Here is a 24,929-nt window from a genome sequence, read left to right as displayed (position 1 = left end):
TGGCGATCAGCGACCGAAGAGGAAGAAGCCCACCGCGATGATACCCACCACGATGGCGATCAGCAGGACCCGGTGCACGCCATGGGCCGACTCCCGGGCCTCGGGTTGATCCTCGTCGGGTTCGGGATTGCTGTAATCCTCCGGCTGCCTGACTTCCTTGAGGTGTTGACGTTCCTCTTCCGGGGTCTTGCTTTCACGAGTATCCATCGCGAGCCTCCGCGCCAGTTGCACTTGCCGACCGGCGCCGAGGCACCGATCAGACGCTGATCACATCGAATTCCGCCACCGGGTCGACGTCGGCATCGTAGTCCACGTCGTCGCGCTCGAAGCCGAAGAGCTTCAGGAATTCATGCTTATACCCAGCATAGTCGGTAATCTCGAAGAGATTCTCAGTGGTGACCTTGGGCCAGAGGTCCTTGCAGGCCTGCTGGACGTCGTCGCGCAGTTCCCAGTCGTCGAGGCGCAGACGGCCCGCCTCGTCGGTCTCGGCGCTGCCGCCGTAAAGACGCTCGCCGAACAGCCGGTTGAGCTGCTCGATGGTGCCCTCGTGAAGGCCCTGGGTCTTCATCACCCGGTAGACCATGGCGATATACAGCGGCATCACCGGGATGGCGGCGCTGGCCTGGGTGACCACCGACTTGAGCACCGCCACGTTGGCGCCGCCGCCGGAGGCGGCCAGACGACGGTCGATCTCGCCGGCGGCGCGATCCAGGTCCTCCTTGGCCTTGCCCAGCGCCCCATGCCAGTAGATCGGCCAGGTGATCTCGGTGCCGATATAGCTGAAGGCCACGCTGCGGGCGCCCGGCGCCAGCACGCCGGCCTTGTCCAGGGCATCGATCCACAGCTCCCAGTCCTCGCCGCCCATCACGGTGATGGTGTCCTCGATCTCCTCCTGGGTGGCGGGCTCCACCTCGGCCTCGATGATGGCATCCTTGTTGGTGTCGATGGCGGTGGCGCGGTAGGTCTCGCCGATCGGCTTGAGGCTGGAGCGCTTGAGCTCGCCGCTGTCGGGCAGCTTGCGCACCGGCGAGGCCAGGGAGTAGACCACCAGGTCGACCTGGCCGAGGTCTTCCTTGATCAGCTCGATGGCCTTGGCCCGCACCTCATGGGAGAAGGCGTCGCCATTGATCGCCTTGCTGTAGAGGCCCTCGGCCTTGGCGAACTTGTCGAAGGCGGCGGAGTTGTACCAACCGGCGGTGCCGGGCTTCTTCTCGGTGCCGGGCTTCTCGAAGAACACCCCCAGGGTGTCGGCGCCATAGCCGAAGGCCGCGGTGATGCGAGCCGCCAGGCCGTAGCCACTGGAGGCGCCGATCACCAGCACCTTCTTGGGACCGGCGGCCTTGTCGAGGCCCCGGGCACGGGTCGCCTCGATCTGCTCGAGCACGTTCTGCTCGCAGCCGACGGGATGGGTGGTGGTGCAGATAAAACCGCGAACCTTGGGTTTGATGATCACGACTGACCTCGACTTCTTGCTGTTCGATCCTTCGCGGCCGCCTGCCGGCCACGCCGAGTAATACGGCCATTCTACCGACTCGCCGCCGGGCTGTCCGCCCTTGAGCAGGGCGGCCATATCAACGAAGATGCCGGCAAGGCGCCCGACGGGCGCACCGCTTAACAGGTAGTCAGGATGGATATCGAGACACTGGTCGAGGAGCGCCGCGACCTCTGGTTGGTGCTGGCCCCGCTCTGGCTCGATCGCGAGCCCGGCGAGCGGGACTATGCCCGCATGGTGGCGGTAGTCCGGCGCAGCGGCCTCACCCTCAGGCAGTTGGAGTGGGTCTTCCGCCTGGAACTGGCCCCGGTGCTGTCGCGGCACCAGATGTCGGTGGCCGGGGAGTGGCGGGCCTTCGACGAGACGCGGCTGTTGCGTCAGCTGGTGGCCCACAATCGCCGCCTGCGCGGCTGGCGACGCCAGTGCTGGGCGCTCTTCTCGGGGCTGACCACCATGATGACCCGCCACCGCTGGCAGGAGTTGATGATGCGGGTGCAGCTGGCCGAGGACGAGGCGGCACCGGGCGCCGAGCGGGCCGACTAGTCGGTGGCGAAGGGGCTCTCCAGGGCCCGCTCCAGGGCGGGGCGAATCACCCGTTGGCCGTCCCGGGGCGCGAAGCGCGCCAGTACCTGGCCATCGCGGCCCACCAGGAACTTGGTGAAGTTCCACTTGATCAGGGTACTGCCCAGCACCCCCGGCGCCTGGCGGCGCAGCTCGAGAAACAGTGGATGGGCCGCGGCGCCATTGACCTTGACCTTCTCCATCAGCGGGAAGGTGACCCGGTACTCCCGGCCGCAGAAGGCGCAGAAATCGCGAGCCGACTCCGGCGACTGGCGGGCGAACTGGTTGCAGGGAAAGCCCAGCACCATAAAGCCCTGGTCGCGATAGCCCCGATAGAGGGCCTCCAGCTCCTCGAGCTGGGGCGTGAAGCCACAGCGACTGGCCACATTGGTGATCAACAGTACCTGACCGCGCAGGGCGCGCAGGTTGAAGGGTTCGCCGAGATGGGTATGGCAATCGATATCGTAGAGCGACATGCCGCAGGCCCGCAGTTCAAGAAATTCCAAGATGCCATGACGCCGCGGGCGATGCCACCCTTGCCGTGACCCTCGCCCCGCCACTCGAGCCGGGAAATCGCTGAATAAATCGGCGAGCAGGATGAAGCACCAGGCGCCCGCAGCGCAGACACCGGAGCCTATGCAGTACTAGGTGAGGATGTCGAGCAGCGCGCAACGCAGTGATTTGCCCGCGCAGACATTTATGCAGTGTTTCCCTAGCGGCGCGGCCATTGCTGTCTAATACGCCGACAGGCCCGGGCCAACTGATCGCGGCGCTGCTGGCGTTCCGCCTCGCTCAACCGCGCATAGGCCAGGCGCTCATAGGCCCGGGCCGCCTCGTCCAGGGGCGCCGGCGCCAGTCCCTCGGCAGCCACCCGACGCAGATGGGCCGCCGGCGATTCACCGGGACGCACGCCCTGGCCGCGCCGAGCCAGCCAGGCCTGCAGGCGGCGCATCAGCCAGGCTTCATGGCGCCGCGCCCGGAAACGCGGCCAGCCCCGGCGTAGCGCCAGGACGCCCCCCCCGCCTAGCCCCACCAACAGCACCACTAGCAGTGGGCCGCGAATGCCCGTGGTCAGGCGGGACCAGGCCTCGCCCCACCATTGCTGCAGCCGGGCCAGCACCGCCTCCCGGCGCTGCTGCTGATAACCCACCACGCCGCGCTGCCAGCGATATTCCAGGCGCTCCCACTCCAGGCGCGCCTGGTTGAGCCAGCTCACTTCCCGCAGCCGCAGCGGCGAGAAGGGCGCATTGGCCAGGTAGGCCTGGTCGGCGTCATTCACCGCCTGGGGCCCCTCCTCGATACGCTCCGGGGCGATGGCGGCGGTGGGATCGAGGCGCCGCCAGGTGCCGTCGAGCCATACTTCGGTCCAGGCGTGGGCGTCATAGTCACGCACCGTGTAATGGCCGTCGGGATGGCGCTCGCCGCCCAGGAAGCCCACCACGATGCGCGTCGGGATGCCCACCGCCCGGGCCATCACCGCGGTGGCGGAGGCGTAATGCGTGCAGTAACCGGCCCGGCTCGTGAAGAGAAACTCGTCGACCCGATCGCGCCCGGTGAGCCGCGGCGGGGCCAGGGTATAGCGGAAGGGGGCCTCGCCGAAACGTGCTATCAGCGCCGCCAGATAGGCCTGGGAGTCACCGCCCGCCGCTTGCCACAGGCGCCGGGCCAGTTCCCGGCTGCGCGGGTTGGTGCCCTCGGGGAGCCGGGTGTACCAGGCCGGTCCCACGGGGTCGGCATGGGCCGGGGCCTCACCGCTGCTGGCCAGGCGCAGCAGGCTGCGCCCGGCCAGGGGCTCCAGCCCCTCCAGGGTGCCATCGGTGAGGTAGCGCTGGCGCACGTCGCTGGCCAGGGGGGCGCCCAGGGAGGGGCGCCAGGGTCGGCTATCGGGCTCCAGCAGCAGCTCGGCGCGGAAGCGCGTCGGCGCCCCGTCGGCGAAGGGTGAGCGGGTGGCCGGCACCGCCAGGCGCTCCTCCGCCCGGCCCAGGGCCCGGGCCAGCTCCGCCGGAGTCAGCCGCGACCAGCGCTCGCCATCGAAGCGCGACAGGGTATAGACCCGCCAGTAGCGCTCGTCGGGGCGCGGCTCGCGGCCCTCGAAGCGCGCCCGGAAGGCCCGGGCATCGCTGCGCGACAGCTCGGCGATATCGCCGGGAGCGATCTCCTCGGTGAGGCCGGTGGCGGCGCGCTCCGTCTGCGGCATGCTCCATAGCGGCCCCAGCCGCGGGAAGCCCAAGAAGAGCACCACCATCAGTGGCAGCGACAGCCCCGCCAGCCACAGGGTCTCGCGCCAGCGGCTCGCGGGCTGGGCGGCCCCAGCCAGCCCCACCAGGGACTGCAGCAGCCAGACCGCCGCCACCAGGGCGCCGATCGTCATCAGCACGCCCTGGTCGTGGAGAAAGGCTACCGTCATGGCCACGAAGCCGATGCAGATCACCACCCGGGCATCGCGACGATTGTGGGTCTCCAGCAACTTGAGCAGGTAGATGCCCAGCAACACGCCGATCAGGCCATCCATGCCGTGCAGGCTGCCGAACTCCACCCACAGCGCCGCCAGCACGCCGACTACCGCGGTCAGCCGCAGCAGGATACTGGCCCGGGGCACCCGGTCGCGCAGTTGCAGATAGCGCCAGCCGGCGGCGGCCAGGGCCACCCCCAGCAACCAGGGCGGCATCCAGGCCAGGTGCAGGGCCACCACCAGGCACTGGCCGATAAACAGCTGGCGCAACATGGCCGCCGACAACGAGCGGCCATCCGCCAGTATTACCGGAGCGGCGCTCATGGGCTCGCCTCTGGGGTCTGCCTCCATAAGGCCAGGGCACGCCATGATCGACGGCGCCATGCGAGCGGGGCCGCGCTCATGGGCTCACCTCTGGGGTCTGTCTCCATAAGGCCAGGGCACGCAGGGCGCGACGGCGCTGAGCATCGCCGCCGTCCGGGGTCAGGGTCACCCCGGGCAGGCGCAGGCCATAGGCGTCGCCGGCGCGGTGATGGGCCAGCACCCGGGCACACAACCAGGCGAGGCGGCGCTCGGGGTCCCCCGGCGCCTCGTCGTAATCGAGCCACAGCACCCGCCGCGGCGGCCGGCTGAACTGCTTGGTGGCCAGCATGCCGGTGCGGCTCCACTGCTTCCAGGCCAGCCGGGAGGGGTTATCGCCGGGCACATAGCGGCGCAGTCCGCTGAAGTCGCGTTCCTCCTGCCCTTCCCCGTCGTCCCGGGAGCTACGGGACGCCTCGTCCTGGGGCGCCGGATAGACCAGCAGCGGATCGCCCGGGGCCACCCAGGCCAGCACCCGCACCAGCCCCAGGGGCCAGTCGCTGTGCAGGCGCAGCAGCGGCAAGGGCTGCCAGCCACGGCGCGCCGCCGGCAGGGTCAGCTGGGCCTGGCCCTCGCCGTGCTCGATCACGCAGGTCACCGGGTCGCCTCCCAGGCGCAGCTGGATGCCCTGACGGGCCCGGGGCGCCTGGAGATGCACCCCCAGGCGCGCCTCGCCGCCGGCGAAGACCTCCTGGGGCGAGCGCAGGGTGACGCGGATGCCGTGCAGGTTGCGCCAGCCCCGCCACAGCGCCACCAGGGCGATGGCGAAGAGCCAGAAGGCCAGGCCATAGGCGAGGTTGTTCTGGTAGTTGATGCCGAACAGCAACAGCACCAGCACCAGGGTGGCCCAGCCCAGGCCGAAGACGGTGGGCAGCAGGAAGAGGCGGCGCTGGTGCAGTGGCTGCCCCTGGGGGGTGGCCAGGCGACGCCGCCAGCGCTGCCGCAAGGAGGCTCGGGCCGCCATGCCCAGCATCATGGCTAGCCCAGCACCGGTACCGCGGTGAGCAGTTGCCAGGCCAGGCCCTCGCCCTCCTCCCGGCGCGCCTCGCTGAAGCGGTGGCCCACCACCGGCACCCAGACCGCCTGGACGTCCTCCGGCAATACATGATCGCGCCCCTCCAGCAGGGCCCAGCCCCGGGCCGCATGCAGCAGAGCCAGCACGCCCCGGGTGGAGAGCCCCCAGGGCAGTTCGGCGTGCTCGCGGCTGGCTTTGGCCAAAGCCTGCACATAGTCGAGCAGGCTATCGGAGGCATGCACCTCGGCGACCCGCGCCTGCCAGCCGCGCAGGGTCTCGGCGTCGAGCAGGGCGGCGAGCTCATAGAGACGCCCCCGCCCCGCCTCGCCCTTGAGGATCTCGCGCTCCGCCCTGGCATCGGGGTAGCCCAGGGAGAGGCGCATCAGGAAGCGATCCAGCTGCGACTCCGGTAGCGGGAAGGTCCCCGACTGCTCCTGGGGATTCTGGGTGGCGATGACGAAGAAGGGGTCGGGCAGGGCACGGGTCTCGCCCTCGATGGTCACCTGCCCCTCCTCCATCGCCTCGAGCAGGGCGCTCTGGGTCTTGGGGGTGGCGCGGTTGATCTCGTCGGCCAGCACCAGGCCATGGAAGATGGGGCCGGGATGGAAGCGGAAACTGGCGTCCCGGGGATCGAACACCGAGACCCCCAGCACGTCCGCCGGCAGCAGGTCGCTGGTGAACTGGATGCGCTGCATCGCCAAGCCGGTGACCCGGGCCAGGGCCTGGGCCAGGGTGGTCTTGCCCAGCCCCGGCAGGTCCTCGATCAGCAGGTGGCCCCGGCATAGCAGGCAACACAACGCCAGGCGCACCTCCCGGGGCTTGCCACGCACCACCTGGGCCAGGGCCTCGGCCACCCGGGCCAGGCGCGCCTCGCTCAGCGGCGGCGCCAAGGGCCGATTCATGCCGGCGACTCCAGCAGGCCAAGGCGCCGCAGCGCCTCGATGGCGCGACGGGTGTCCGGGGTCACCGAGTCCAGGGCCAGGGCCTCGTCCAGGGGCAGCCAGAAGGCCTCCGCCACCTCTTCGGCCTGAAGCGTCAAAGGCCCGTCGTAGCGCACCAGGAAGAGGCTGCCGAAGATATGGTGGCCGCCCTCCACATAACGGAAGCCGCCACAGGGCCGCAGCGCCACGCCGCGGATCCCCAGCTCCTCGGCGAGCTCGCGGCGGGCCGCCACATGCTCCGCCTCGCCGGCACCCACCACGCCCCCGGCGGCCAGGTCCAGGTGGCCGGGGAAGACCTCCTTGATCAGGGTACGGCGCTGCACACAGAGCTCGCCGCGGCCATTGAGCACCACCACATAGGTGGCCCGATGCCAGAAGCGAAAGCGCCGCATCAGCGCCCGGGGGGCACTGCCACAGGGGCGGTTGCGAGCGTCCACCAACTGGATGGACTCATCGGCGATCACCGGCTCGGGCAGGGCCAGGGTCGAAGCAATATCGGCGGTCATCGGACTCTCCTGTGGATCTCCCCTCAGCCTACTCAGTCCCCGCCCATAGGGCCAGAAAGAGCGGGAGTCGAAATGGGCCAGCGGCCGAGTCTCTTGCCCAGGGGCTATCCTGGGGGCAGGCCCATCGCTTTAGGAGCGCCTCGATGCGCGACTTTGCCCCCCGCGAGACCCTGGCCAGCCATACGGTCGAGAATCAGCCGCCCGCGGACGACGACCGGGACGCCTTCGCCGACGACCTGCCGCTGCGCGAGGCCCTGAACCACGAGGCCCCGGCCTGGGTCGCCGAGCGCCTGGCGTCGCTCGGCCAAGCGGTGGGCAGCCGCGAGGTGCAGGCCTGGGGCGAGGCGGCCAATCGCCACCCGCCGGAGTTGCGCCTGTTCGACCGTTACGGACGGCGCCTGGACGAGGTGCGCTATCACCCCGCCTATCATCGGCTGATGGAGCTGGCCTGCCGCGGTGGCTGGCATGCCGTGGCCTGGCGGGAAGCGGGGCGCGGCGGCCACCAGGCCCATGTGGCGGCCCTCTATCTGTTGACCCAGGCGGAGCCGGGGTTCTGCTGCCCGATCACCATGACCCATGCCGCCCTGCCCGCCCTGCGCCACGCCCCCGAGGTGCTCGCCACCTGGCAGCCCAAGCTGCTGGCCCACGATTACGATGGCCGCGCCCTGCCCCTGGCCGACAAGGCTGCCGCCACCCTGGGCATGGCGATGACCGAGAAGCAGGGCGGCAGCGACGTGCGCGCCAACACCACCCGGGCCGAGCGCGACGGCGACGGCTACCGCCTCACCGGCCACAAGTGGTTCTGCAGCGCCCCCATGTCCGACGGCTTCCTGACCCTGGCCCAGCAGAGCAAGGGACTGAGCTGCTTCCTGGTGCCCCGCTTCACCCCGGACGGCACACGCAATGCCATCGAGCTGCAGCGCCTCAAGGAGAAGTGCGGCAACCGCGCCAACGCCTCGGCGGAGATCGAGTACCGGGGCGCCTGGGCCCTGCCGGTGGGCGACCCGGGCCGCGGTATCGCCACCATTCTCGAGATGGTCCAGCAGACCCGCCTCGACGCCGCCGTCGCCCCGGTGGGCATGATGCGCCAGGCCCTGGTGTGTGCCTGGCAGCATGCCTGCGGCCGCCACGCCTTCGGCAAGCGCCTGGCGGATCAGCCACTGATGCGCGCGGTGATCGCCGACCTGGCCCTGGAGGTGGAGGCCGGGGTGGTGCTTAGCCTGCGCGCCGCCCGGGCCTTCGACGCCGCCGCCGACGACGACGAGGAGGCGGCCCTGGCGCGGCTGCTGCCGACCCTGGCCAAGTACTGGCATAACCGCCTCGGGCCCGGCTTCATGGCCGAGGCCATGGAGTGCCTGGGCGGCATCGGCTATGTGGAGGAGTCGCCCCTGGCCAGGCTTTATCGGGAGGCCCCGGTCAACTCCATCTGGGAGGGCTCCGGCAACGTGATCTGCCTGGACCTGCTGCGGGTGGTCCGGCGCCAGCCCCGGAGCCTGGAGGCACTGCTCGCCCTGCTGGCCAAGGCCCAGGGTCGCCAGGGCGACTATGATCGCGCCCTCGCGGAGATTCACCGCCTGCTGGCCGGCCCCGCCGAGGCACTGGAGCCCCGGGCCCGCTGGCTGACCCAGCGCCTGGCCCAGGCCACCCAGGCGGCGCTACTGCTCGACCGGGTCCCGGCGGCGGTGGCCGAGGGCTTCTGTCGCAGCCGCCTGGGCGAGGCCAGCCCCGCCTACGGCTGCCTGCCCGCCGACCTGGCCCTGACGCCGATCCTCGATCGGCTGCCCGGCCCTTGAGCGCGATGAGTGCGACAAAGCGCCGCCTTGGTTACGCTGGGGCCGCGACTAAGCTTATCGTCTCTCATACGACAAGGATGCATCATGCCCGCGCTTTCCCTTCGCCTCGGCCTCGCTGCCGGTCTGGCCGCCACAGTCCTGGCCGCCCTGCCCCCTTCCGCCCTGGCCCACGAGGCCCATCATGGGGACCTGCGTGTCACCCACCCCTTCGCCACGCCCACGCCGCCGGGGGCGCCCAATGGCGCCGCCTACCTGGATATCGGCGTCGAGGGCGAGCAGCCGGCGCGCCTGATCGGCGCCAGCAGCCCGGTCAGCGAGGTGGTGGAGCTGCATGACATGACCATGGCGGAGGACCGTATGGTGATGCGCCAACTGGAAGCCTTCGAGATCGCCCCCGGCGAGACCCTGACCATGCGTCCCGGCGGCGGTAAGCACCTGATGCTGATCAACCTGGAAGCCCCCCTGGCGGTGGGCCAGCGCTTCCCACTGACCCTGGAGTTCGCCGAGCGCGATAGCATCGAGGTCGAGGTCTGGGTGGAGGAAGCGTCGGTAGGCAGCGAGGCGGCGGACGCCCACCACCACTGAGTCGTGACGCCCTCAGCCCGCGTGGCGGGTCAGCAGCCCCGCCAGGGCCTCCGCCGGCATGGGTGGGGCCAGGGCATAGCCCTGGGCATGGGTGCAGCCATAGCGGGCCAGGGCCTCCAGGGTGGCGAGGGATTCCACGCCCTCCGCCACCACCCGGATCCCCAGGCGCCGCCCCAGCAGGGCCACCGCCTCGACGATGGCGGCATCCAGGGGCTCCTCCTGGAGGTGGCTGACGAAGCTGCGATCCAGCTTCAGCTCACTGACCGGCAGCATCTGTAACCGAGCCAGGGAGGAGAAGCCCACCCCGAAGTCATCGATGGCCAGCTCCAGGCCGTGCAGATGCAGTCGCGCCGCCACCTCGCCGCCCAGCAGCTCGTCGTCCATGGCCGCGGTCTCGGTCACCTCCAGCACCAGGGGGGGCGCCTTGGCCAGGCCGGCGCGCAGCTCCTCCATCAGCAGCAGCAGTTCCTCGCTCATCAGTTCCTCGGGGGTCACGTTCACCGAGATGCTGTCGAGCTCCTGCAGGGTCGGCCAGCGCGCCACGTCCGCCATCACGCCCGTCAGCATGCAACGGGTCAAGCGGCGGTACTGCTCGAGCGTCATGGCCCCCAGGAACTGCCCCGGCACCAGGATGCCCCGCCGGGGATGCCGCCAGCGCACCAGGGCCTCGACGCCGCTGATGCGCTGCCCGGCCAGCTCCAGTTGGGGCTGGTAGTAAACCAGGAACTCGCCTTGGGTCAGGGCCCGCTCGATCTCTTCCACGGTACGTGCCGGTGGCGCCGCTGGGGCCTGCCAGGCCTCCCGGGGCAAGGGATGCAGGCCATCGAGGCGCTGCCGCAGCTCCGCCAGCCGAAAGGCCTTGGGCAGGGAGTCGAGCATCAGCAGGCCCAGGGTGCGGCCGACCCGCTCGGCGATGCGTACCACCTTGCGCTCGACGCCACTGAGCAGCAGCACGGCGCCGACATAGCCGAGCCGGGACAGGTCGCGCAGCACGGCGATGCCATCGATGCGCCCCGGCTCCAGGGCCAGCACCACCAGTTGCGGACGCCGCCGGTCCAGCTCCTCCAGCAGGCGCCGACGACTCCGATAGTAACGGGCGCGAATGCCCAGGGTATGCAACTGCAGGGAGAGGGAGGCGGCCACGTCCTGATCGCTGTCCAGTACCGCCGCCTCGTTAGGATGCGTCGACGTCATGCCCTTCTCTCCCAGGATAGGCCCGCTATTCAGCCTAACAGGAGCGGGCCGGGGTGCCAGGCGGGCCCGTCAACGCAGGATGGCGCTAGAGGGGGCCCCAGACCACGCGTATCGCCAGGCCCAGCAGCAGCACCCCGGTGATGCGGTGGATCCAGTGGGCCCGGGCCTGCAGCCAGGGCAGCACCCGACCATGGGAGAGCCCTACCGCCACCAGGGCGTACCAGCCGCCGTCGATGATCATGGCGGTGGCGACGATCAGCGCCTTGGCGGCCACCGACATCTCGGGGCTGACGAACTGGCTCAGCAGGGCCACGAAGAAGAGGATCAGCTTGGGGTTGCCCAGGGCCACCAACAGCCCCTCCCTGGCCGCCTGGCGCGGCGTGGTGGCCACGCCCTCGGCGGCCAGGGCCGCGCCGCGGCCGGCGCGCAGCGCCTTGATGCCCAGCCAGGCCAGGTAGGCCGCCCCCAGCCAGGTGATGGCCTGGAACAGCGCCGGCTGGCGGGCCACCAGGGCACCCAGCCCCCAGACGGTCAGCAGCGCATAGAGCCCCACCCCCAGGGCATGGCTGACGGCCGCGGTGACCCCGGGCGCACGACCGCCGCCCAGGGTATGGCGCAGCACCAGGGCCAGGCTGGGCCCCGGCGATACCGCCCCCATGGCGCAGACCGCCGCCAATGACAACCACAGTGATAATGGCATCCTGCCTCTCCTCCTTGGCTTATTGACGTGAACGTAACTTTTCCAGCCTACCAAGGCCAGGGCCGGAACGCTCTTCCCTAGCGGGCTCAGCGGTGGAACTGCCCCTCCCGCTCCGGCTGCCAGAAGATGGCATCGATGCGTAGCTTGATCTCGCTGCCGTCCGGCAGCGGCCAGTCGATGATATCGCCGATGCGCAGGCCCAACAGGGCCGCGCCGATGGGCGCCATCACCGAGAGCCCATCCTCGGTGGCGGCCAGGGCATGGGGATAGACCAGGGTACGGATCATCTGCCGGTCGCGGGTCAGGTCGGTGAACTGCACCTGGCTGTTCATGCTGACCACATCCTCGGGGATATCCTCCGGGTCGATGACCTCGCCCCGGGTCAGTTCCTCCTCCAGGGACTCCGCCACCGGCAGGTCCTTGTCGCTGGCGGCATCGATCAGCCGCTGCAGGCGCTCGGCATCGAGACGGTTGATGATAATAGCGGGACGTGACGACATGGTGCCTCCTACAGGCCGGTCAACGCTCTATGGACGAAAAACCGACCGTCCAACGAAAACAGTCCTCCGCCCGCAAGCGGGCGAAGGACTGTGAATTCATCGCATCATAAGCCTTAACGACGGGCTTGGACAGTCCCACGAAGGCCGCAGGAAAAGGCGCCTACACTGTTCGGCAACGCCGCCGAAGCCACCAGGGGAAGGGCAATGAAATATCTCTTCGAGGTACGTATCCGCGACGGTTATCGGGCCGAGGACTATGCCGAGGCCTGGGTGCGTGCCAGCCAGCGCATCCAGCGGGCACCGGGCGCACGAGGTACCGAGCTGCATCGCAAGATCGATGACCCGCACACCCTGATCGCCATCGCCCACTGGGACAGCAAAGCCAGCCGCGACGCCATGGAGGCGCGACAGGACCCGGTGGTCAGGGAGATCATTCAGGCTGCCGCGCCCTGCTGCGAGATCCACCTGATCGGCGAATTCGAGGAACCGGAGTGGGTGGTGATGCCTCCCTCTGGGGCCTAGATCATGCCCAGGGTCTGAGCCATTCTTGCCGCGGGAATCAGGCCGCGACGAATCAGCAGGCCCTGCTTGCCCGGATAGGCCACCGCCCGCGGGGGCATCAGCGGAAACGGCATACGATCCAGGCGATCCTCCACCAGTCCCTGCGCCAGGCGCATGCCCAGCAAGGGCGCCATGATATTGCCCCAGGCATTGAAGTGCATCAGGCCATAGAGTCCCGGTGCCGCCTCATAGACCCCGGGGAAGGCCTGATCGCGCAGCGCCACCCGGCCAGTCCAGTAGTGGGCGAGGGAGAGCTCGATATGCCGGCTCTGCGGCCAGGTGCGGTGCAGCCAACGCAGGTGATGACGGAAGTGCCAGGCGGCATCGGCGGGTCGGCGGCGACTGGGAATCGACGCCATGATCAAGCGATGCTGACCATCGACGACCAGCGGATTGAGATCGACCGGTTCCTGAGCCAGGACCGCTCGTCCCGGCATGATGACCTCGCGCAGCTCCCGGGGCAGTGGCTGGGTCATCAGGGCATACGCGGTCAAGGGGTAGCAGCCACCGGCCAGTACGGGCACCAGGTCGCCGGAATAGGCATTGGTACAGAGCACGACCCGCTCGCAGCGCACGCTACCCCGGGCGGTCTCGACGCGCCAGCGCCGCCCCTCCGGGGTCAGCGTCAGGGCCGCGCTATCACCATAGACCCTGGCCCCTAGCCGGTGGGCGGCGGCCACCATGCCCAGCGTGAAGCGGTAGGGGTTGATTCGCCCCCCCGCGGCGTTCCACACCCCGAAGGGGTAGGCGCGACTCCCCGTCTGCTCACGCATGGCCGCGCCATCCAGCAGCTCGACGCGCTGCCCCAGCCGCTCGGCCTGCGCCACCGCCTGCCGGGAAAAGCGTTCGAAGGCCCCCTTGCTACGCATGGCATGCAGGTAGCCGACCTCGGCGGCATCACACTCGATGCCGTGGCGACGCGCCAGGGTAAAGGGCAGCCGGTGGTGCTCGCCGAACAACTCGAGGAAGGCTCGCCCCCCATCCGCGAAGCTCTCGATCGCCCGCATATCCTTGACCATCGGCAACACGTGGCCGGCATTGCGCCCGGAGGCGCCCCAGCCCGGCTGGCGGGCCTCCAGCAGGGTCACTTCGACACCCGCCTCCGCCAGGTGCAAGGCCAGCGACGCCCCGGCCAGGCCGGCACCGATGATCAGCACATCGCTCTCCAGGTCCTGTTCCAGGCTGGCATAGCCGGCGGGCGGCGCCGACACCGCCCGCCAGCCACTGGCCTCGATCGGCACCTCGCCGGTATCGTAAAGGGCAACGTCTCTATTCGGTATCACGCTCGGCATGTCCTCTCCAGTCGGGGGCGCGACGACGGCCCACCCCGAGTCGAAGCACGCCACCGTCACCTGGACCTTGCCCGTACGGCGCCGCCTCGCCATCCCCCGAATGGACGATACCGAGCGATGCGGCCGGAAGCCGGCCCACGGCCCCTAAGACAGACACACCCGCCCCCCCGACCATCTGGCCGACGCGATCGAGTACGCACCGAAAGCCGGCGTCGTCAAAATGTCGTCAAAGTAGGGGAAGCAAAGAGAATCAAGCCAGGAAGGAACCGCTAAGCGCTTGATTTTATGGTACCGGTGGTCGGACTCGAACCGACAAGGGCTTGCACCCGGCGGATTTTGAATCCGCTGCGTCTACCAATTCCGCCACACCGGCAACGGCGTGGCATTATACGTGGCGGACCGGGCAGGTCAATCGCGAATGCACCGGGCGGCCTGACTTGGCGGTCAGGACAGGGTATCCTAGGGCGCGTTTTTTCCGGGCGCCCGGCGCCCGAGTTTCACTCCCTGCCACCGAGCCGAACGAGCCCGAACCGCCATGCAGCGCGCCGACTTTCACTATGAGCTCCCCGAGGAGCTGATCGCCCGTTACCCCTCCGAGCAGCGCAGCGACTGCCGCCTGCTGTGCGTGGATGGCAACAGCGGCGAGCTGGCTCATCGCCGCTTCCCCGACCTGCTCGACCTGCTGCAGCCCGGCGACCTGCTGGTGTTCAACGACACCCGGGTGATTCCCGCCCGCCTGCACGGCCACAAGGCCAGCGGCGGCAAGGTAGAGATGCTGCTGGAGCGTCCCCTGGACGCCCACCGTGGCCTGGCCCACCTGCGCGCCAGCAAGTCGCCCAAGCCGGGCACCGAGCTGCACTTCGAGGGCGGCATCCGCGCCGTGGTGGAAGGACGCCGCGAGGCGCTGTTCGAGCTGCGTTTCCTCGGCGAGACGCCGATGATCGAGCTCCTTGAGCGCCATGGCCATATGCCCCTGCCGCCCTATATCACCCGCGACGACGAGCTCAGCGACCGCGACCGCTACCAGACCGTCTATGCCCGCCGCGATGGCGCCGTGGCCGCCCCCACCGCGGGGCTGCACTTCGACGAGCCGCTGCTCGAGCGCCTCGCCGCCAAGGGCGTGGAGAGTGCCTTCGTCACCCTGCACGTGGGCGCCGGGACCTTCCAGCCGGTGCGTGCCGACGATATCCGCGAGCACCAGATGCATAGCGAGTGGGTGGAGGTGAACGAGGTGGTCTGCGAGCAGGTTCGCGCCGCCCGTGCCGCCGGCCGCCGGGTGATCGCCGTGGGCACCACCAGCGTGCGCTGCCTGGAGAGCGCCAGCGCCGGCGGCGAGATCGCCCCACTGCGGGGCGACACCGATATCTTTATCTATCCCGGCTATGAGTGGCGCTGCGTGGATGCGCTGATCACCAACTTCCACCTGCCGGAGTCGACCCTGCTGATGCTGGTCTCCTCCTTCGCAGGCTATGACAGCGTGATGACGGCCTATCGGGAGGCGGTGCGCAAGCGCTATGCCTTCTTCAGCTATGGCGATGCGATGTTCCTCACCCGCAAGACGCGCTGAGCCCCTTGTTTTCGAGTCGAGATTCCCATGCGTAACGATTGCTTCATGACCTTCGAGCACCTGGCCAGCGATGGCCGGGCGCGGCGTGGCCGCCTGACCTTCCCCCGTGGCACCGTCGAGACCCCGGCCTTTATGCCGGTGGGCACCTACGGCACCGTCAAGGGCATGACCCCGGCCTCGGTGAAGGAGATCGGCGCCGAGATCATCCTCGGCAACACCTTCCACCTCTGGCTGCGCCCCGGCACCGAGGTGATCGAGGCTCATGGCGACCTCCATGACTTCGCCCAGTGGGACAAGCCGATCCTCACCGACTCCGGCGGCTTCCAGGTCTTCTCCCTGGGCGAGATGCGCAAGATCACCGAGGAGGGGGTGCACTTCCGCTCGCCGGTGGATGGCGCCAAGGTCTTCATGGGCCCCGAGGAGTCCATGGCGGTGCAGCGCTCCCTGGGCTCGGACGTGGTGATGATCTTCGACGAGTGCACCCCCTACCCGGCCACCGAGCGGGAGGCCGAGCTCTCCATGGAGCGCTCGCTGCGCTGGGCCAAGCGCTCCCGGGATGCCCACGGCAACTCGCCCTCGGCGCTGTTCGGTATCATCCAGGGCGGCATGTACCCGGAGCTGCGCCGCCGCTCCCTGGACGGCCTACTGGAGATCGGCTTCGATGGCCTGGCCATCGGCGGCCTCTCGGTGGGCGAACCCAAGGAGGAGATGATCAAGGTCCTCGACTACCTGCCCACCTGGATGCCGGACGACAAGCCGCGCTACCTGATGGGCGTGGGCAAGCCGGAGGACCTGGTCGAAGGGGTGCGGCGCGGCGTCGACATGTTCGACTGCGTGATGCCCACCCGCAATGCCCGCAATGGGCATCTGTTCACCTTCGAGGGCACGGTCAAGATCCGCAACGCCAAGCACCGCCACGACACCCGTCCCCTAGAAGAGGATTGCGACTGCTATACCTGCCAGCACTTCTCCCGGGCCTACCTCCACCACCTGGATCGCTGCGGCGAGATGCTCGGTTCGATGCTCAATACCATCCATAACCTGCGCCACTATCAGCGCCTGATGGCCGGTTTGCGCGGGGCTATCGAAGCGGGTACATTGGCGAACTTCGTGGAACGCTACTATGCACGCCGGGGCCTGCCGGTTCCCGAGGCACCGCAGTAAGCCGACGACGCCCTTTTCTGCGCCGCGGGGATGGCCCCGCGGCACTCTGCTTAACCTGTCCAGGAGACACTGACCCATGCTGGATTTCCTTATCGCTCCGGCCCATGCCGAAGGCGGCGCCGCCGCGGGCGGCGGTATCGCCCAGATCGTGATGCTGGTCGGCTTCGTGCTGATCTTCTACTTCCTGCTGTGGCGCCCCCAGGCCAAGCGGGCCAAGCAGCATAAGCAGCTGATCGGCGGCCTCGCCAAGGGCGATGAAGTGGTCATCGGCGGCGGCCTGGTGGGTCGCGTCACCAAGGTGAGCGACGAGTTCCTCAGCATGGAAATCGCCGACGGCACCGAGGTCAATGTGCAGAAGAATGCCGTGGCGGCGGTGCTGCCCAAGGGCACCATCAAGTCCATCTGATCCTCGACCGCCCGGCCTCGCCGGGCGGTTTCCCCCCGCCCGGCATCCGCCATTTCTTGCGTTAGCAACAAGGCAGGGCTTGCATGCTCAACCGTTACCCCCTGTGGAAGTATCTTCTCGTACTTCTGGTCCTCTTCGTCGGTCTCCTCTACGCCCTTCCCAATCTCTACCCGGAAGACCCCGCCGTCCAGATCAGCAGCGCCCGCGGCGACCTGGCCCTCGATGCCAATCAGGTGAATCGCCTCGAAAGCGCCCTGGAAAACGCCGGCATCGCCGTCAAGGCCAGCGAGCAGGATGGCGGCACCACCCTGATTCGCCTGCGCCATGCCGACGACCAGCTGCCGGCCCGGGAGCTGATCGCCGAGCGGGTCAATGATGACTATGTGGTGGCCATCAACCTGGCCGAATCGACCCCCGACTGGCTCGCCGGCCTGGGCGCCTCCCCCATGACCCTGGGCCTGGACCTGCGCGGCGGCGTGCACTTCCTGCTCGAGGTGGACATGAACGCGGCCCTGACCCAGCGCCTCGAGGTCAATGCCAGCGCCATGCGCGAGCTGCTGCGCGACGAGCGCATCCGCTACCGGGGCACCGAGATCGAGGGGCGCACCCTGACCCTGGCGTTTATCGACGAGGAAGATCGCGATAACGCCCGTCGACTGATCGCCCGCGACTTCCCCGACTTCGACTACCAGAACCTCGGCGAGGGGCGCGGCGCGGCACTGGCCATGACCCTCTCCGAGCAAGCGGTCAACGAGATCCAGGACTACGCCATCAACCAGAACCTCACCACCCTGCGCAACCGGGTGAATGAGCTGGGGGTGGCCGAGCCCATGGTGCAGCGCCAGGGCCCCAACCGCATCGTGGTAGAACTGCCCGGCGTGCAGGACACCGCCGCCGCCAAGCGGGTGGTGGGTGCCACCGCCAACCTGGAGTTCCGCCTCGAGGCGCGCCCCGACACCCCGGACGCCGAGACCGAGCGCTTCGCCTTCCGCAACGCGCCCTCGCGCAGCGCCGACCTGATGCGCGACGTCATCATCACCGGCGACAGCGTCTCCAGTGCCAACCACAGCTTCGACGAGAACGGCCGTCCCCAGGTCAATATCAACCTGGACGGCACCGGCGGCACCCTGATGAACCGCGCGACCCGCACCAATATCGGCCGCAACATGGCGGTGCTCTTCATCGAGCACAAGACCCGCGACCGGGTAGTGCTGGAAAACGGCGAAGAGGTGGTGGTCCGCGAGCCCTACACCGAGCGCGGCCTGATCAGCCTGGCCACCATCCAGAGCGCGCTGGGCAACAGCTTCCGCATCACCGGTCTCGACTCCCCCACCGAGGCGGCGGAACTGGCCCTGCTGCTGCGCTCCGGCTCCCTGGCGGCGCCCATCTACTTCGTCCAGGAGCGCACCATCGGGCCCAGCCTGGGCCAGGACAACATCGACCGCGGCGTGATGTCGGTGATGATCGGCCTGCTGCTGGTGGTGCTGTTTATGCTGGTGCGCTACAAGGTGTTCGGCGTCATCGCCAACCTGGCCCTGGCCATCAACCTGGTGCTGCTGGTGGCCGCCATGTCGCTGCTCGGCGCCACCCTGACCCTGCCGGGCATCGCCGGCATCGTCCTGACGCTGGGCATGGCGGTAGACGCCAACGTGCTGATCTTCGAGCGGATACGCGAGGAGCTGCGCGGCGGCCTGTCGGTACAGCAGGCGATCCACGCCGGCTACGAGCGCGCCTTCACCTCCATCGTCGACGCCAATATCACCACCCTGCTGGTGGCGGTGATCCTCTTCTCCATCGGCACCGGGCCGGTCAAGGGCTTCGCCGTGACCCTGTCACTGGGCATCCTGACCTCGCTGTTCACGGCCCTGATGGTGACCCGCGCCATGGTCAACCTGACCCATGGCGGCAAGCCGCTGAAGACGCTCCGGATCTAACGAGGTGAGCATGAAAAGCCTAGTCAATCGACAGTTCGACTTCATGGGCAAGCGCCGGCTCGCCTTCGCGATCTCCGGGGTGATGCTGCTGGTATCGATCGCCTCGCTGCTGTTGCAGCAGCTCAACCTGGGGCTCGACTTCACCGGCGGCACCCTGGTGGAGGTGCGCTACGCCGCCGCGCCGACCCTGGATGCCGTGCGCCAGACCTTGGAGGATGCGGGCTTCCGCGACGTCTCGGTGCAGACCTTCGGTGCCGCCACCGAGGTGCTGATTCGCCTGCAGCAGGCCTTCGACGCCGAGGTGGGCAACCAGGTGGTAGCCCTGCTGCGCGAGGGTGGCTCCGGTGTCGACCTGGTGCGCGCCGAGTTCGTCGGCGCCCAGGTGGGCGACCAGTTGCGCGACCAGTCCGGCCTGGGGCTGCTGGTGGCACTGGGCATCGTGATGCTCTACGTGGCCTTCCGCTTCCAGTACAAGTTCGCCATCGGCGCCCTGCTGGCGCTGATCCACGACGTGATCATCGTGGTCGGCGCCTTCGCGCTGTTCCAGTGGGAGTTCGACCTGACCGTGCTGGCGGCCCTGCTGGCGGTGATCGGCTACTCGCTGAACGACACCATCGTGGTCTATGACCGCATCCGCGAGACGATCCGCACCTCGCGGATCGACGACATGCCGGCGATCTTCAACGAGGCGATCAACCTGACCCTGTCGCGCACCCTGGCCACCTCCGGCACCACCCTGCTGGTGCTGCTGGCGCTGCTGGTGCTGGGCGGCGACATGATCCACTACTTCTCCATCGCCCTGATCATCGGCATCGTGGTCGGTACCTTCTCCTCCATCTATGTGTCCGCGGCCCTGCTGCTGGCGGTGAAACTCAACCGCGAGGACCTGATCCCCGCCAAGAAGGAAGATCCGGAGGCGGAAGAGCTGCCCTAGCCTCGCCGGAAGCCGGCAAGCACCCCAAACGAAACCGCCCCCATGGCATGGCCATGGGGGCGGTTTTTCTTGGCGCTCGGCGCTTAGAAATGCGGCTTAAGCTGCTGCATCAGCGCCTTGAACAGGCGCGGGTTGGCGGCCATCAGCTGTCCCTCGGCGGGCACGCTGGGGGCGCCGTCCAGGGAACCGATCAGCGCCCCGGCCTCCTTGAGCAGCAGGCTGCCGACCAGCTTGTCCTGCTCCTCCAGGCCCAGCACGAAGACCATATCGACGCGACCGGCGGCCAGCTCGGCCATGTCCAGCAGGCCGCTGCCGGTGGCCAGCTGCACTTCCACCTGGGGCCCCAGGCGCTGGGCCAGGGTCAGATAGGCGGGGAAGTGGCGGGTGCGCTGCCACAGCTCCGGCAGGCCCAGGGCCAGGCGCCCTCCCTCGATGGCGGACGCCTTGGGCACACGGATGCGCTTGCCGTTGTGCTGGGCACCACGGCCGCGGCTGGCCAGGTATTCGTCGTCGCTGAAGGGACAGATGATAACGGCATGTTCCGGGCGTCCCTTGTGCAGGCACACCAAGGAGATCGCGAAGCCACGCCCGGCCACGCCCAGGTTGGAGTAGCCGTGGAAGGGCTCGATCTGCCAGTGATAGTCACGCCCCTCGCCCTGCCCCTCGCGGTGCGGGGTATAGCGGCCGGCCACGCCGTGCTCGGGATAGCCCCGGGCGAGCTGGCGGGTGATCAGGGTCTCGGCATTGCGGGCGGTATCTTCCAGCAGCCGGTCGAGGTTGTGTTCTTCATGGGCGTTCTCGATACGCTCACGGATACGCAGAAACTGTTCGGCGGCGCTACGGGCAGCGCGCAGGCCGAATTGGACCATCGGATGCATGATCGGGCCTTGAGGAGTCGGTGACTGTTAAAGAACGGACGCGGGGCGTCGATAGTGGACGGCGCGAATCCTAGCAGATACCCGAGGATTGCGCCACGCACACGCCAGCGGTCGGCATGCTAAACTCTGCCCCCTTGGATTCAGCAGCCCCAGGTAACCCCCATGCTAGAGCGCATCCGTATCGTGCTGATCGGCACCAGCCACCCCGGCAATATCGGCGGCACCGCCCGCGCCATGCACAACATGGGCCTGACCGACCTGGCCTTGGTGGCGCCGCGCTGCGAGGTGCTGACCGCCGACAGCGTGTCCCGGGCCTCCGGGGCCGACCATCTGGTCCACGGCGCCCGCGTCGTCGAGACCCTGGAGGCGGCGGTGGCCGACTGCACCCTGGTGGTGGGCGCCAGCGCCCGCTCGCGCACCCTGCCCTGGCCGATGATCAGCCCCCGCCAGTTGGGCGAGCGCCTCCCCGCGGAGCTGGCCGCCCCCAAGGCGCGCATCGCCCTGGTCTTCGGCCGCGAGGACAGCGGCCTCTCCAATGCCGAGCTGCAGCGCTGCCATGCCCATGTGCATATCCCCGCCAACCCGGAGTTCAGCTCCCTGAACCTGGCCACCGCGGTCCAGGTGCTGGCCTACGAGTGCCGCCTGGCCTGGCTCGACCAGCAGCAGGACGACGACGCCCTGCCGCCCATGGGCATGACCGAGACCGCCCCGCCGGCCAGCCATGCCGACCTGGAGCGCTACTTCGAGCACCTGGAGCGCACCCTGATCACCATCGGCTTCCACGACCCGGCCACCCCGCGCCAGTTGATGGCCCGGCTGCGCCGCCTGATGATGCGCGCCCGCCCCGACAGCATGGAGGTGAATATCCTGCGCGGCATCCTCAGCGCCACCGAGAAGCAGGCCGAGGCGGCGCGTCGCCGCGAGGGTTGAAGGCCATCGCCCGGACCCCCACTATAAGGCGTAGGCCTGTTCATCGATCGAGGCCGACGCCGCCTTGCCGCTCCCTGGGGAGGGGCAGCCATCGCCATCAAGGATCACCGCATGTTTCAACGCCTGCGCGAAGATATCAATAGCGTTTTCGCCCGCGACCCCGCGGCACGCAACTTCTTCGAAGTGCTGACCAACTACCCCGGTCTGCACGCCCTGCTGGCGCATCGCTGTAACCACTGGCTGTGGCAGAAGAACCTCAAGTGGCTGGCGCGCACCCTCTCGACCCTGACCCGCTGGCTCACCGGCGTGGAAATCCACCCCGGCGCGAAGATCGGCCGACGCTTCTTTATCGACCACGGCATGGGGGTGGTGATCGGCGAGACCGCCGAGATCGGCGACGACGTCACCCTCTACCACGGCGTGACCCTGGGCGGCACCAGCTGGAACAAGGGAAAGCGCCACCCCACCCTGGAGGACGGGGTGATCGTCGGTGCCGGGGCCAAGATCCTCGGCCCCTTCAACGTCGGCGCCGGCGCCAAGATCGGCTCCAATGCGGTGGTCACCAAGGCGGTGCCCGCCGGTGCCACCGTGGTGGGCATTCCCGGCAAGATCGTCAAGCGCGACGAGCCGGACGTGGAAGAGGTGCCCAGCTTCGACCCCGAGCGTCGCGAGGCGATCCGCAAGAAGTTCGGCTTCGATGCCTATGGCGTCAGCCAGGACATGCCCGACCCCATGGCTCGCTCCATGCAGGCCATGCTCGATCATATGCATGCGGTGGACGAACGCATCGAGCGGATGTGCTCCACCCTGCGCAAGCTCGATGCCAGCTACCGGGAAGGCAAGCTGCCGGAGCTGCGCGACGAGGACTTCGCCGAGATCCTCGAGGACATGGACGGCTGCTGCCCACCGGCGGAGGCCGACCCATCGCCGCGTCAGGCGCGCCCCAACCCGCCCGACGACAAGGCCACCGGCACCGGGGAATAGTTGACCCTTCTACTGGGGCTTCCCCATAATGGTGGGCCAACAGCCACTCGTGGCGCGCGACCGGCGCCACCAAGCGTGCACTCACTATGCGCCTGACCACCAAAGGACGTTACGCCGTCACCGCCATGCTCGATCTGGCGATGAACGCGAGCCGTGAGCCCACCAGCCTGGCCGATATCTCGCGCCGCCAGGAGATCTCGCTCTCCTACCTGGAGCAGCTGTTCGCCCGCCTGCGCCGTGCCCAGCTGGTCAAGAGCGTGCGAGGCCCCGGCGGCGGCTATCTGCTGGCGGTGGCCCCGGAGGCGATCACCGTGGCCCGGGTCATCGATGCGGTGGACGAGTCGGTGGATGCCACCCGCTGCCAGGGGCTCTCCGACTGTCAGCAGGGCGATATCTGCCTGACCCACCACCTCTGGTGCGAGCTCTCCCGGCAGATCCACGGCTTCCTCGACGGCATCACCCTGGCCGACCTGATCGCCCGCCAGGAGGTCCAGCGGGTGGCCGATCGCCAGCGTCAGCGCCACGCCGACGGCACCATCGCCACTTCGTCGCCCTGAGCGGCCCCGTTTTCTCGCAGCGAGTCCCGATCCAGCCCATGAGCGCCCCTATCTACCTCGATTATGCCGCCACCACCCCGGTCGACCCCCGCGTCGCCGAGGCCATGAGCCGTTATCTGACCCTGGATGGCACCTTCGCCAACCCGGCATCGCGCAGCCATATGCCGGGCTGGCTGGCGGAGCAGGCGGTGGAAGGCGCGCGTCGCCAGGTCGCCGACCTGATCCAGGCCGACCCCCGCGAGATCGTCTGGACCAGCGGCGCCACCGAGGCGGACAACCTGGCGCTGATCGGTTTCATGCGCGCCAACCGCGGGCGGGGTCGCCACCTGGTGACCTCGATCATCGAGCACAAGGCGATCGTCGATACCGCCAAGGCCCTGGAGGCCGAGGGCTTCGAGGTGACCTGGCTGACCCCGGGGGCCGATGGCCGCATCACCCCGGAGCAACTCGCCGAGGCGATGCGCGCCGACACCCAGTTGGTCTCGCTGATGGCGGTCAACAACGAGCTCGGCGTGATCCACGACCTGGCGGCCCTGGCCGAAGTGGCCCACGCCCATGGCGCCGTCTTCCATGTGGATGCCGCCCAGGCCGCTGGCAAGCTACCCCTGGACGTGGCGGCCCAGGGCATCGACCTGCTGTCGCTCTCCGCCCACAAGGTCTACGGCCCCAAGGGCATCGGCGCGCTCTATGTGAAGCGCAGCCCCGAGATCCGCCTGGAGGCCTTGATCCACGGTGGTGGCCACGAGCGCGGCATGCGTTCCGGCACCCTGGCGACGCACCAGATCGTCGGCATGGGCGAGGCCTTCGCCCTGGCCCAGTCGGAGGGCGAAGCGGACCAGGCAAGCATCGCCGCCCTGCGCGAGCGCTTCCTGGCCGGCCTCGCCGACCTGGAAGGTATCCATGCCAATACCCGCCTGGAGGCCGCCGTGCCCAATATCGTCAACCTGGCGTTCGACGGCGTGGATGGCGAGTCGCTGCTGATGGCCCTGCGCCAGCTAGCCCTCTCCACCGGCTCCGCCTGCAACTCCGCCAGCGTAGAGCCATCCTATGTATTGCAGGGCATCGGCGTGCCCCGGGCCCGGGCCCTGGCTTCGTTGCGTTTCAGCTTCGGCCGCTTCACCAGCGAAACCGATATCGACCAGGCCCTGGCGGAGATCCGCCACGCCCTGACCCGGCTTCGCCGCTGACCCCCACTTCCTTGCAGGAGGCAAGTCCCATGGCGCAACTCGCGATCACCCCCGCCGCCGCCGAACAGATTCACCGCGTCCTCGACGAACGCGGACACGGCCTGGGCCTGCGCGTCTCGGTCAAGCCCAGCGGCTGCTCCGGCTACAGCTATGTGCTCGACTTCGCCGACGAGGCCGACGCCGAGGACACCGCCTTCGAGGCCCACGGCGCCACCGTCTACGTGGCTCCCGAGGCCCTGGAGATGCTCGACGGCAGCGAGGTGGACTACGTCAACGAAGGGCTGAACCGCTTCTTCCGCTTCAACAACCCCAACGTCAAGGACCAGTGCGGCTGCGGCGAAAGCTTTACCGTCTGAGCCGCTCGCAAGCACCGGGCGGCGCCACACTCAGGATATGGCGATCGGAGGCCCGGGGCTTTCCTGGGGGCAAGCACTGC

At 68.8% G+C, this 24,929-nt stretch carries 26 protein-coding genes and 1 tRNA gene; 14 read left to right on the top strand and 13 right to left on the bottom strand.

What is annotated here, in order from left to right; translation table 11 throughout:
• Nucleotides 1–6: 6 nt before the first annotated feature.
• Both HPA02_RS02300 and fabV read right to left on the bottom strand, forming a co-directional pair.
• Nucleotides 7–207: a hypothetical protein gene (locus HPA02_RS02300; RefSeq protein WP_146801462.1), complete on the bottom strand. Its 201-nt coding sequence runs from the start codon at nt 205–207 to the stop codon at nt 7–9.
• 49 nt (nt 208–256) lie between these two features.
• Nucleotides 257–1,453 carry an enoyl-ACP reductase FabV gene (gene fabV, locus HPA02_RS02295; protein ID WP_146801461.1) on the bottom strand — a complete coding sequence of 399 codons (1,197 nt, stop codon included), beginning with the start codon at nt 1,451–1,453 and terminating at the stop codon, nt 257–259.
• 174 nt (nt 1,454–1,627) lie between these two features.
• On the opposite strand from fabV, the gene HPA02_RS02290 reads away from it, so the two are divergent.
• Entirely contained in the window at nt 1,628–2,035 is a 408-nt protein-coding gene (locus HPA02_RS02290) for a DUF7079 family protein (protein WP_146801460.1), read from the top strand.
• Here the strand turns inward: HPA02_RS02290 and HPA02_RS02285 are convergent.
• The 5 genes from HPA02_RS02285 to HPA02_RS02265 form a co-directional block, all read right to left on the bottom strand.
• Nucleotides 2,032–2,529: a glutathione peroxidase gene (locus HPA02_RS02285; protein WP_146801557.1), complete on the bottom strand. Its 498-nt coding sequence runs from the start codon at nt 2,527–2,529 to the stop codon at nt 2,032–2,034. The genes HPA02_RS02290 and HPA02_RS02285 overlap by 4 nt on opposite strands.
• Nucleotides 2,530–2,765: 236 nt before the next feature.
• Nucleotides 2,766–4,829: a transglutaminase TgpA family protein gene (locus HPA02_RS02280; RefSeq protein WP_186809905.1), complete on the bottom strand. Its 2,064-nt coding sequence runs from the start codon at nt 4,827–4,829 to the stop codon at nt 2,766–2,768.
• A 76-nt stretch (nt 4,830–4,905) separates the two neighbouring features.
• Nucleotides 4,906–5,829: a DUF58 domain-containing protein gene (locus HPA02_RS02275; RefSeq protein WP_146801458.1), complete on the bottom strand. Its 924-nt coding sequence runs from the start codon at nt 5,827–5,829 to the stop codon at nt 4,906–4,908.
• 14 nt (nt 5,830–5,843) lie between these two features.
• Entirely contained in the window at nt 5,844–6,782 is a 939-nt protein-coding gene (locus HPA02_RS02270) for an AAA family ATPase (protein WP_146801457.1), read from the bottom strand.
• The gene (locus HPA02_RS02265) at nt 6,779–7,327 is read right to left on the bottom strand and encodes an NUDIX hydrolase (RefSeq protein ID WP_146801456.1); all 549 of its coding nucleotides are present in this window, start codon (nt 7,325–7,327) and stop codon (nt 6,779–6,781) included. Before HPA02_RS02265 ends, HPA02_RS02270 begins: the two co-directional genes overlap by 4 nt.
• A gap of 143 nt (nt 7,328–7,470) precedes the next feature.
• Here HPA02_RS02265 and HPA02_RS02260 point away from each other — a divergent pair, with 143 nt between their 5' ends.
• Both HPA02_RS02260 and HPA02_RS02255 read left to right on the top strand, forming a co-directional pair.
• On the top strand, nt 7,471–9,120 hold the full coding sequence (locus HPA02_RS02260) for an acyl-CoA dehydrogenase family protein (RefSeq protein ID WP_146801455.1): 1,650 nt from the start codon (nt 7,471–7,473) through the stop codon (nt 9,118–9,120).
• Nucleotides 9,121–9,204: 84 nt separating this feature from the next.
• On the top strand, nt 9,205–9,705 hold the full coding sequence (locus HPA02_RS02255; RefSeq protein ID WP_146801454.1) for a copper chaperone PCu(A)C: 501 nt from the start codon (nt 9,205–9,207) through the stop codon (nt 9,703–9,705).
• A gap of 12 nt (nt 9,706–9,717) precedes the next feature.
• Here HPA02_RS02255 and HPA02_RS02250 read toward each other — a convergent pair whose 3' ends face one another.
• The 3 genes from HPA02_RS02250 to rnk form a co-directional block, all read right to left on the bottom strand.
• Complete coding sequence (locus tag HPA02_RS02250; protein WP_146801453.1) at nt 9,718–10,899, bottom strand: EAL domain-containing response regulator; 1,182 nt, start codon at nt 10,897–10,899, stop codon at nt 9,718–9,720.
• 85 nt (nt 10,900–10,984) lie between these two features.
• On the bottom strand, nt 10,985–11,599 hold the full coding sequence (locus tag HPA02_RS02245) for a LysE family translocator (protein WP_146801452.1): 615 nt from the start codon (nt 11,597–11,599) through the stop codon (nt 10,985–10,987).
• A gap of 86 nt (nt 11,600–11,685) precedes the next feature.
• Nucleotides 11,686–12,099 carry a nucleoside diphosphate kinase regulator gene (rnk, locus tag HPA02_RS02240; protein ID WP_146801451.1) on the bottom strand — a complete coding sequence of 138 codons (414 nt, stop codon included), beginning with the start codon at nt 12,097–12,099 and terminating at the stop codon, nt 11,686–11,688.
• Nucleotides 12,100–12,303: 204 nt separating this feature from the next.
• On the opposite strand from rnk, the gene HPA02_RS02235 reads away from it, so the two are divergent.
• Complete coding sequence (locus HPA02_RS02235) at nt 12,304–12,621, top strand: antibiotic biosynthesis monooxygenase family protein (RefSeq protein WP_146801450.1); 318 nt, start codon at nt 12,304–12,306, stop codon at nt 12,619–12,621.
• Here the strand turns inward: HPA02_RS02235 and HPA02_RS02230 are convergent.
• On the bottom strand, nt 12,618–13,952 hold the full coding sequence (locus HPA02_RS02230) for an NAD(P)/FAD-dependent oxidoreductase (RefSeq protein ID WP_186809904.1): 1,335 nt from the start codon (nt 13,950–13,952) through the stop codon (nt 12,618–12,620). The genes HPA02_RS02235 and HPA02_RS02230 overlap by 4 nt on opposite strands.
• Before the next feature lie 286 nt (nt 13,953–14,238).
• Nucleotides 14,239–14,325: transfer RNA gene (locus HPA02_RS02225), tRNA-Leu, on the bottom strand.
• Nucleotides 14,326–14,487: 162 nt separating this feature from the next.
• On the opposite strand from HPA02_RS02225, the gene queA reads away from it, so the two are divergent.
• From queA to secF, 5 genes are all read left to right on the top strand, one after another.
• Nucleotides 14,488–15,519, top strand: coding sequence for a tRNA preQ1(34) S-adenosylmethionine ribosyltransferase-isomerase QueA (queA, locus tag HPA02_RS02220; protein ID WP_146801448.1), 1,032 nt, complete (start codon nt 14,488–14,490; stop codon nt 15,517–15,519).
• Between the two features lie 45 nt (nt 15,520–15,564).
• Nucleotides 15,565–16,683 (top strand): tRNA guanosine(34) transglycosylase Tgt, encoded by a 1,119-nt coding sequence (tgt, locus tag HPA02_RS02215; protein ID WP_186809909.1) that lies wholly within the window; start codon nt 15,565–15,567, stop codon nt 16,681–16,683.
• A gap of 76 nt (nt 16,684–16,759) precedes the next feature.
• Nucleotides 16,760–17,089, top strand: a complete 330-nt coding sequence (gene yajC / locus HPA02_RS02210) for a preprotein translocase subunit YajC (RefSeq protein ID WP_146801446.1) — start codon at nt 16,760–16,762, stop codon at nt 17,087–17,089.
• Between the two features lie 83 nt (nt 17,090–17,172).
• Nucleotides 17,173–19,023 (top strand): protein translocase subunit SecD, encoded by a 1,851-nt coding sequence (gene secD, locus HPA02_RS02205; protein WP_146801445.1) that lies wholly within the window; start codon nt 17,173–17,175, stop codon nt 19,021–19,023.
• 10 nt (nt 19,024–19,033) lie between these two features.
• Nucleotides 19,034–19,957, top strand: coding sequence for a protein translocase subunit SecF (secF, locus tag HPA02_RS02200; RefSeq protein WP_146801444.1), 924 nt, complete (start codon nt 19,034–19,036; stop codon nt 19,955–19,957).
• Between the two features lie 83 nt (nt 19,958–20,040).
• Here the strand turns inward: secF and HPA02_RS02195 are convergent, their stop codons facing one another.
• Entirely contained in the window at nt 20,041–20,835 is a 795-nt protein-coding gene (locus HPA02_RS02195; RefSeq protein ID WP_146801443.1) for an inositol monophosphatase family protein, read from the bottom strand.
• A 162-nt stretch (nt 20,836–20,997) separates the two neighbouring features.
• Between HPA02_RS02195 and trmJ the strand changes: the two genes are divergently transcribed.
• The 5 genes from trmJ (at nt 20,998) to HPA02_RS02170 (ending at nt 24,849) form a co-directional block, all read left to right on the top strand.
• Complete coding sequence (gene trmJ / locus HPA02_RS02190; RefSeq protein WP_146801442.1) at nt 20,998–21,765, top strand: tRNA (cytosine(32)/uridine(32)-2'-O)-methyltransferase TrmJ; 768 nt, start codon at nt 20,998–21,000, stop codon at nt 21,763–21,765.
• A gap of 111 nt (nt 21,766–21,876) precedes the next feature.
• On the top strand, nt 21,877–22,749 hold the full coding sequence (cysE, locus tag HPA02_RS02185) for a serine O-acetyltransferase (RefSeq protein WP_146801441.1): 873 nt from the start codon (nt 21,877–21,879) through the stop codon (nt 22,747–22,749).
• Between the two features lie 86 nt (nt 22,750–22,835).
• The gene (gene iscR / locus HPA02_RS02180; RefSeq protein WP_146801440.1) at nt 22,836–23,306 is read left to right on the top strand and encodes a Fe-S cluster assembly transcriptional regulator IscR; all 471 of its coding nucleotides are present in this window, start codon (nt 22,836–22,838) and stop codon (nt 23,304–23,306) included.
• Nucleotides 23,307–23,344: 38 nt separating this feature from the next.
• Nucleotides 23,345–24,493: an aminotransferase class V-fold PLP-dependent enzyme gene (locus tag HPA02_RS02175; RefSeq protein ID WP_146801439.1), complete on the top strand. Its 1,149-nt coding sequence runs from the start codon at nt 23,345–23,347 to the stop codon at nt 24,491–24,493.
• 29 nt (nt 24,494–24,522) lie between these two features.
• On the top strand, nt 24,523–24,849 hold the full coding sequence (locus tag HPA02_RS02170) for a HesB/IscA family protein (protein WP_146801438.1): 327 nt from the start codon (nt 24,523–24,525) through the stop codon (nt 24,847–24,849).
• Nucleotides 24,850–24,929 lie beyond the last annotated feature (80 nt).

The organism is Bisbaumannia pacifica, assembly GCF_007989625.1.
Lineage (GTDB): Bacteria > Pseudomonadota > Gammaproteobacteria > Pseudomonadales > Halomonadaceae > Bisbaumannia > Bisbaumannia pacifica.
The sequence above is the reverse complement of the archived record's forward strand: the minus strand, read 5'-3'. Positions and strand labels throughout refer to the sequence as shown.